The organism is Mycobacterium tilburgii (assembly GCF_902168065.1).
GTDB lineage: Bacteria > Actinomycetota > Actinomycetes > Mycobacteriales > Mycobacteriaceae > Mycobacterium > Mycobacterium tilburgii.
The window spans coordinates 1-6746 of record NZ_LR655761.1; the positions used below are offsets into that span (position 1 = coordinate 1).

5 protein-coding genes and 1 pseudogene are annotated in these 6746 nt (G+C 66.1%); 1 reads left to right on the plus strand and 5 read right to left on the minus strand.

Annotated features, from left to right (window positions below):
* The 4 genes from FQ389_RS17165 to FQ389_RS20955 all read right to left on the minus strand — a co-directional run.
* On the minus strand, nucleotides 1-836 hold an 836-nt coding region (locus tag FQ389_RS17165; protein WP_144209827.1), incomplete at its 3' end, for an ABC transporter permease.
* Nucleotides 829-1755, minus strand: a complete 927-nt coding sequence (locus FQ389_RS17170) for an ABC transporter permease (protein ID WP_144209830.1) — start codon at nucleotides 1753-1755, stop codon at nucleotides 829-831. The genes FQ389_RS17165 and FQ389_RS17170, both read right to left, overlap by 8 nt.
* A 2-nt stretch (nucleotides 1756-1757) precedes the next feature.
* The gene (locus FQ389_RS17175) at nucleotides 1758-3386 is read right to left on the minus strand and encodes a peptide ABC transporter substrate-binding protein (RefSeq protein ID WP_144209833.1); all 1629 of its coding nucleotides are present in this window, start codon (nucleotides 3384-3386) and stop codon (nucleotides 1758-1760) included.
* Nucleotides 3387-3589: 203 nt separating this feature from the next.
* The gene (locus tag FQ389_RS20955) at nucleotides 3590-3838 is read right to left on the minus strand and encodes a hypothetical protein (RefSeq protein WP_260860866.1); all 249 of its coding nucleotides are present in this window, start codon (nucleotides 3836-3838) and stop codon (nucleotides 3590-3592) included.
* Nucleotides 3839-4261: 423 nt separating this feature from the next.
* On the opposite strand from FQ389_RS20955, the gene acs reads away from it, so the two are divergent.
* Nucleotides 4262-6223: an acetate--CoA ligase gene (acs, locus tag FQ389_RS17185; protein WP_144209836.1), complete on the plus strand. Its 1962-nt coding sequence runs from the start codon at nucleotides 4262-4264 to the stop codon at nucleotides 6221-6223.
* A gap of 12 nt (nucleotides 6224-6235) precedes the next feature.
* Here acs and FQ389_RS17190 read toward each other — a convergent pair.
* Nucleotides 6236-6634, minus strand: a pseudogene (locus FQ389_RS17190) (serine protease); the annotation flags it as partial.
* Nucleotides 6635-6746: the final 112 nt, after the last annotated feature.

Below are 6746 nucleotides of genomic sequence, written 5' to 3' on the forward strand. Positions count from 1 at the left end.
CACCACGTCCGCCCCCACAAAAGGCGAAAAAGAAACGCTCCCACCACCGGAACCGCCACCGCGCCGGCCGGGTAGAACAGGATCGGCGAGCCCGCCCGTAACCGCGTCTGCGCGAGGTTGATGTCGCCGCCCCACGACACTACCGAGGTGGGCAAGCCGACCCCCAGGTACGACAAGGTCGCCTCGGTGACGATGAAGGTTCCCAGCGCGATCGTGGACATCGCGATCACCGGCCCCACGGCGTTCGGCACCGCGTGCCGCAGCAGCGTTTGAAACCTGCTCAGCCCCAATGCTTTGGCCGCCAACACGTAGTCGCTGGACCGTACCTCGAGCACCGCACCGCGCGCGATTCGCGCGATCTGCGGCCACCCGAACAAGGCCAGGATGGCGATCACCGTCCACACCGTGCGATGGTGCAGCACCTGCATCAGCACGATGGCGGCCAACAGCAGCGGCAGCCCGAAGAAGATGTCGGTGACGCACGAGACGACGGCGTCGATCCACCCGCCGTAGAAACCGGCCAACGCACCCAGCGTGCCGCCGAGGACGAACACCAGCAGGGTCGCGCCCAGGCCGACGGTCACCGACGCCCTGGCCCCGTAGATGGTGCGGGCGTAAATGTCATGACCCTGCAGGTCGGTGCCGAACCAGTGGACCGCCGAGGGGCTGCGCAAGCTCTGGCTGGGATCGGCATAGGTGGGGTCGGCGTGCGTGAACAACGCCGGAAACAGCGCGACGGCAACAATCAGCACGATCAACACGGTCGCGACGACGAACTTGGGGCGGCGGTGCAGCTTTCGCCAGGTTTCCCGCCAAAAGCCCGAATGCTCAGCCATAGCGGATCCTCGGGTCCAGCAGCGCGTAGAGCAGATCCACCACCATGTTGGTAATCAGGTAAATCAGCACCAGCACCGTTACGACCGACACCACCGTCGGTGCCTCCTGCCGGGCGACCGCCTGGTAGAGCACGCCGCCGACGCCGTGAATGTTGAAGATGCCTTCGGTCACTATCGCGCCACCCATCAGCGCGCCCAGATCTGCACCCAGGAACGTCACGACCGGGATCAGCGAGTTGCACAGGATGTGCACGGTCACGACTCGCGGTCGCGACAGCCCCTTAGCCGTCGCGGTGCGGACGTAGTCGGCGTGCGCGTTGGCGGCCACCGCCGATCGGGTCAATCGCACCACGTAGGCGAATGACACAGAGCCCAGGACGATTCCGGGCAACAGCAAGCGCCCGACCGTCGCCCGTTCACCGACGGTGACCGGCGCGATGCCGAGCTTGACCCCGAACAGGAATTGCGCCAGAAAGCCCAGCACGAAGATCGGAATCGCGATGATGATCAGGCCGGCGATCGGCACCGTGGCATCGAACAGCCCGCCCTGACGCAGACCGGATATCACGCCGAACCCTATGCCGAGCGCCGCCTCGACAACCAGTGCGATAAGCGTCAGCCGGATGGTGACCGGAAAGACATGGGCCATAACGGAACTTACTGGCAATCCGGAGTAGGCGCGGCCCAGGTCGCCATGCAGGACTCCGGCCAGATAGTGCAGGTATCGCAGCAGGAAGGGGTCGTCGAGGTGGTAGTGCGCCCGCAACTGCGCCGCCACGGCCGGCGTCAGCGGCCGGTCCCCCGCGACCGCGGCCAACGGATCGCCGGGCAGCAGGAAAACCATGCCGTAGATCAGCAGCGTGGCGCCCAGGAAGACGGGCACCAGCACGGCGATCCGGCGTGCGAGATACCACCCCATTGTCAAGCCTTGACGATGTTCTCGTAGTCGGGCAGCCCGTTCCAGGTGACCGTGACGCCGATGACCTGTGGCGACCATCCGATCACCTCGATGTAGTACCACAGCGGCACTGCGGGCATGTCGTGCAACAGGATTCGCTGTGCGACATTGACCAGCACATCGGCCTGATGCAGGTCGGGCGCGGCCTCGGCGGCGGCCAGAGCGGCGTCGAATTCCCGGCTCGAATACCCGACGTCGTTGGAGCCTGCGCCGGTGGCGTACAGCGGCGCCAGGAACTCGATCATCGACGGGTAGTCACCGATCCAGCCCGCCCGAAAGGCGGTGTCGATGGTGCGGTTGGTGATCTGGGTGCGAAAGCCCGCGAACGTGGGATGCGGCACGCCGACGGCATCGATGCCCAGCACGTTCTTGATGCTGTTGGCCACCGCGTCCACCCACTCTTGATGTCCGCTGTCGGCATTGTAGGCGATCGCGTACGGTCCAGTCCACGGCGAGATCGCGTTAGCTTGGGCCCAAAGTCGGCGCGCCCGTTCGGGGTTGAAGTCCAATGCGTCGCTGCCCGGGATGTTCGTGTCGTATCCGGGTAGGGAGCTGGCGGTGAAATCGCGGGCCGGGCTGCGGGTGCCGTTGAAGATCTGCTGACAGATCTGCGGGCGATTGATGGCCGCCGACAGCGCCAGCCGACGCAACCGGCCCTCTTCGCCGGCGAAGTGCGGGAGCCGCAACGGCGTGTCGAGCGACTGGCTGACCGTGACGGGCCCGCTGGCGGAGTTGCCGCCCAGATCGCGGCGGTAGATCGTCAACGCGCTGGACGGGATCGTGTCCAGCACATCGAGATTACCGGACAACAGGTCGGCGTAGGCGGTATCCAGGTTGCCGTAGAACTCGAACCGCAGGCCTTTGTTGCGGGGTTTGCGGTTGCCGTGATATCGAGGGTTCGGTTTCAGGTCGATCTTCACGTTGTGCTCCCAGGCAGGCCCGTCCGGACTGTCCGCCAGCTGGTACGGGCCGTTGCCGACCGGATTACGGCCGAACTCTGCCATGTCGTGAAACGCTTTGTCCGGCAAGGGGTAGAACGCGCTATGTCCCAGCCGCAGGGTGAAGTCGACCGTCGGAGCCTTGAGCCGCACCGTGAACTCGAGATCGTTGACGACGCGCAACCCGGACATCGTGGTCGGTTTCCCGTCGCCGGGCGGGCCGGCAACGTCGTCGAATCCGGCGATCGGACTGAAGAAGTCTTGTTGCAGTTGGACATTGGTGCTCAACGCCCCGTAATTCCAGGCATCGACAAACGAATGCGCCGTCACCAGGGAGCCGTCGGTAAACTGCCAGCCCGGTTTGAGCACGATCCGGTAGTTGATGTTGTCGGTGGTCTCGATCGACTGTGCCACCTCGGGCGACGGCTTGCCCGCGGCGTCGTAAGACACCAGGCCGGCGAACAGCCGGTCCAGGATGCGCCCGCCGAGGCTGTCGTTGGTGCCGGTCGGGATCAGCGGGTTGGGCGGTTCGCCGCCGTTGACCACCACCAACTCGGGGCTCAGCGCACCGCCGCCACAAGCAGACAAGCACCCAGCCACCAGCAGCACCGCGGCGAGAAGCGGCCGGACCGGCCTGCCCCGCAACCTACGCATGCCTGTGACACTAGGGCCTACGGCGGCCGCGATGGCGACGGCCCGCTGGTGAAGCGCGTCATCGGCCCCGACGTCATCGATCTCGCGATGGATTTGGGCGAGTGCGATAAATCCTCACCCAGGCATCGGACTGTCCGGCGGGCGGCAAGAGGGAATCGGTTATCCGAATCCCGTAGTCGTCTGCTGCCTGGAGCGTTTGCCGCTTAGGCGGCAGTCGCCAGGTGCACCTGCGCGTCGCAGACATCGATGGTGGCCGGCATGGTCAGCACGGCCACCGTGTTCGGCGGACTGACCTGCAACTCGGTGTAGGTCGGACACGGGTCGCAGCGGCTGTCGACGGCCATCCCCTCGACGGTGGCCTGCCCCTGCTCAGTCAGCGACAGCGTGACCGTCGGCGGCACGTCGGCCCCGGCGGGCAGGCCCCATATAACCACGCGGCGTGGGCGTGGCACGAACCTCCGGCCAGTGGTTGCCCATCTCGACGATGGAGTAGCCGGTGAGCGTGCATGGCCCAGCACCTCCGGCGAGGCTGAAAGTCAGCGTGACCGCGCGGTGGCCGACGCCGCCCTGAATCGCCGACGGGGTCACGGTGACCTGCTCGGACCGGCACGGCTGCGCCTCCTCGGCGCTTTCGACCGGCACCGCGTGAGCCGGCGACCCCGTCGCGACGGTTAACGCGTAACTCGTTGCGGCGGCGCCAAAGATAAGCCGTGGTCATCGCGCGCCCGGCCCGCGAAATTCCCGTACACCGGTGATTATCCGTTATGACTACGTGCTTTGCCATCGAATTGGAGTGCGGGAATTCCGCGGGCCAAGCTAGGCTCGCAGACGGCTGACCAGCTTGAACCCCGGTCTTCGAATTAGGAGAAAAGCAAGTGACCGCCACACCCATCGACGGCCCGTCCTCGTTCCCGCCCCCGGCGCACTTCGTCGAACAGGCCAACGCCCGTGAAGACCTCTACCATCAGGCTGAGCAGGACAGGTTGGCGTTCTGGGCCGACCAGGCCAACCGGCTGTCGTGGGCGACGCCGTTCACCGAGGTACTGGATTGGTCGGAGCCGCCGTTCGCCAAGTGGTTTGCCGACGGCAAGCTCAATGTCGCCTACAACTGCGTGGACCGTCATGTCGAGGCGGGGCTAGGCGACCGGGTCGCCATTCACTGGGTGGGCGAGCCGGTCGAAGACAGCCGCAGCCTCACCTACGCCGAACTGCAGGCCGAGGTCTGCAAGGCTGCCAACGCGCTGACCGATCTCGGTCTGGTCGCCGGTGACCGGGTCGCCTTCTATCTGCCGCTGATCCCGGAGGCGGTGATCGCGATGCTGGCGTGTGCGCGGCTCGGGGTCATGCACAGCGTGGTGTTCGGGGGCTGCACGGCCAAGGCGCTGCGCGCCCGCATCGCCGACGCTCAGGTCAAGGTTCTGATCACCAGCGACGGGCAGTTCCGGCGCGGCAAGCCGGCACCGCTGAAGGACAACGCCGACGAAGCCGTGGCGCCCGGGCCCGACGGCGACAGCCTCATCGAGAAGGTTCTGGTGGTGCGCCGCACCGGAAGTGATGTGTCCTGGGACGACGACCGCGACGTGTGGTGGCACGACGTGGTGGGGTCGGCCTCGCCGGAACACACGCCGCAACCTTTCGACGCCGAGCACCCGCTGTTCCTGCTGTACACCTCGGGTACCACCGGCAAGCCCAAGGGGATCGTGCACACCAGCGGCGGCTACCTGACGCAGTCCTGCTACACGGTGCACACCATCTTCGACGTCAAACCGGAAAGCGACGTGTTCTGGTGCACCGCCGACATCGGATGGGTCACCGGGCACACCTACGGTGTCTACGGCCCGCTGTCCAATGGCATCACCGAAGTCCTCTACGAGGGCACGCCGGATACGCCGGATCGCAGCCGCCACTTCCAGATCATCGAAAAGTACGGTGTGACAATTTATTACACGGCACCGACGATGATTCGGACGTTCATGAAGTGGGGACGTGAGATTCCCGACGCCCATGACCTGTCCAGTTTGCGGCTGATCGGATCGGTCGGTGAGCCGATCAACCCCGAGGCGTGGTGCTGGTACCGGGAAGTGATCGGCGCCAACGCCGTTCCGGTGGTGGACACCTGGTGGCAGACCGAGACCGGTTCGGCGATGATCTCCCCGCTGCCCGGAATCGCCGCGACCAAACCGGGTTCGGCGATGACGCCGCTGCCCGGCATCTCGGCCAAGATCGTTGACGACCACGGGGAACCGCTGCAGCCCGACCCCGACAGCGCCCAGAACGTCACCGGCTACCTGGTCCTCGACAAACCGTGGCCGTCGATGCTGCGGGGTATCTGGGGTGATCCGGGGCGCTACCGCGAAACCTACTGGTCGAAATTCGCCGACAAGGGTTACTATTTCGCCGGGGACGGGGCGCGGTTCGATCCTGACGGCGCGATCTGGGTGCTGGGCCGCATCGACGACGTGATGAACGTGTCCGGACACCGGATCTCGACCGCCGAGGTGGAGTCGGCACTGGTCGGCCATTCCGGGGTCGCCGAGGCCGCGGTTGTCGGCGTCACCGATGAGACCACCGGTCAGGCCATCTCCGCGTTCGTCGTGTTGTGCGAAGGCTACGGAGCGCACGAGGACACGATCAACGAGCTGCGCACGCAGGTGGCCAAGGAGATCTCGCCGATCGCGAAACCGCGCGAGATTCACGTGGTGCCGGAGCTGCCGAAGACCCGTAGCGGCAAGATCATGCGCCGGCTGTTGCGCGACATTGCCGAGAATCGCGACCTTGGCGACACGTCGACCCTGCTCGATCCGGGCGTGTTCGACGCAATCAGGTCTGCCGAGTAAGGCCGGCGACGCTCAGGCCGGCACCGGGACGAATCCGACGCCCGGCCGGTGTTTGGCGGTGACGTCGGCCAGGACCGCGTTGAACGACACCACTACCGCCGGGGTGTGCAGCGGGATGTATTTGATGATGCAGGTGGGCAGGCTGTCGCTGAACGCGCCGTGGATCATCCCAACCAGCAGGCTGTCGACGGTCACCGGCCCGCCGGAGTCGCCCGGCCGGCCGCAGACCTGCATGACGATGGTGCCCGGATCCTGCCCCAGGCCCCACGTCACGCCGCATGAGTTTCCGGTGGTCCGACCTTGCTTGCAGGCGACCTGCCCGAACACCGGCTCGGGGCCGATCCCGTTGATCACGAAGCCGTTGTAGTTGGCCACCGGCGCCACCTTGGCCGGATCGAACTTGCTCACAGACGGTCCTCTCCGCTCAACTGCCCGGCCCGCATCGTCGCCAAGCCCGCTCGCTTCGTCGCGGTTTATGTTGCCATGTGCCGCCAGGCCAGTGGGGGCCGGCCGGCCATCGGTG